The sequence below is a fragment of the Mycolicibacter senuensis genome (assembly GCF_003284925.1).
GTDB classification, from domain to species: Bacteria; Actinomycetota; Actinomycetes; order Mycobacteriales; family Mycobacteriaceae; genus Mycobacterium; species Mycobacterium algericum_A.
This window is the reverse complement of record NZ_QMEX01000301.1, coordinates 1-1,296: the sequence shown is the minus strand read 5'-3', so window position 1 is coordinate 1,296 and position 1,296 is coordinate 1. Positions and strand designations below refer to the sequence as shown.

The 1,296-nt window shown below is 62.7% G+C and carries 1 protein-coding gene; it reads right to left on the bottom strand.

Translation table 11 applies throughout. The annotated features are described in order from the left end of the window. Positions 1-1,061 (bottom strand): IS110 family RNA-guided transposase (locus DQP56_RS24290; RefSeq protein WP_112689626.1); only part of this gene is annotated, 1,061 nt, incomplete at its 3' end. Between the last annotated feature and the right edge of the window lie 235 nt (positions 1,062-1,296).

The following is a 1,296-nucleotide window of genomic DNA, read 5'->3' as shown; positions in this document are numbered from 1 at the left end:
TTTTGAGGGTTGAGATCGGCTTGGAGGGCTCGGTATAGCTCGCGGACTACCGCTCGTTTGAGGCAGCGCATGATTTCCTTTTTCGACTTGCCCTCTTCGGTGCGGCGGGCCGCGTACATCTTCGTTGGGTCATGCCAGCGCAGCCGGTTGACCACGATCAGGTGGATCGAGCTGTTAGCTTGTCGGTCGCCGCCGCGGTGCAGTCGGTGCCGTGTGGTGTTACCGCTGCTGGCCGGGATGGGGGCCACGCCGCACAGACGGGCCAGCGATGCTTCGGATTTGAGACGGTCGATGTTCTCCCCGGCGGTTGTCAGGATTTGTCCTGCGGCCTCGGTACCGACGCCGTTGACGGCCAGCAGATTCGGCGTGTGCCGGGTAAGCAGGTCGCCAAGTTCGTGGTTGGCCTCGGCGATTTCGTCGTCAAGCATCTGGATACGTTTGGCCAGTCGACGCAGCATGCGGCGGGCGTTCATCGCGGGGTCATCAAGGCTGGCGCTAGCGGGAATGCGCAGCCGTGCGCATCGCGAAACCAGGGCGGCTCGGTCATAGCTGCCCAGTTTGGTGCGCAGCTCTTCGGGGGCGCACCACAGTAGACCGTGCATCTGATGCAATGCGGCCCGGCGGGCTTTGGTGGCGCTGCGCCGGGTGGCGCGGATCTGGCGCACCGATTCGACGTACCCGTCGCGGTCTTTCGGGGTAGTGGTTGCCGACTCGCTCAACACCGCCCGCGCTGCGTTGATCGCATCGATCGGGTCAGATTTGCCTTGTCGGCGTCGATCTTGGCGGTTGGGTCGAGCCACTTCGATCACTGTCACCTCATGCTGTTGCAGATAGCGGTGCAGCCCAGCGCCGTAGGAACCCGTGCCCTCCAGCCCAGCCTTGACCACCTCGCCGTACGAGCCCATCCAGGACAGCATTTTCCGATAGCCGGCACGGGTCGCCGGAAACTCCTGTTCTGCCAGCAGCTTTCCCGTGTTGGCGTCGAGGAGGGCGCCATGATGGATCAATTTGTGGGTATCAACCCCGGCGACGATGTGACGCAACCCTGCCTTACTTGTCATGCTTGTTCTACCGTCCTCAATTTCCGGTGGATAGGTGGCATCACCGGCGTTGACGGTTGGACAAGACAGAGATGGGTGCTTGTGGCGCAAGCTCCTATGAAGTCACAGCCGTCACGTCGGTGACGTCGAACGCGTCACCCACGACGGCGGTCGACAGATCCACACAAGGACAGCCCACCGGCGCCAATCGAGGTCAGAGTCAGGCCGCCGTCGCGGGTGACACCTCATCATCTCT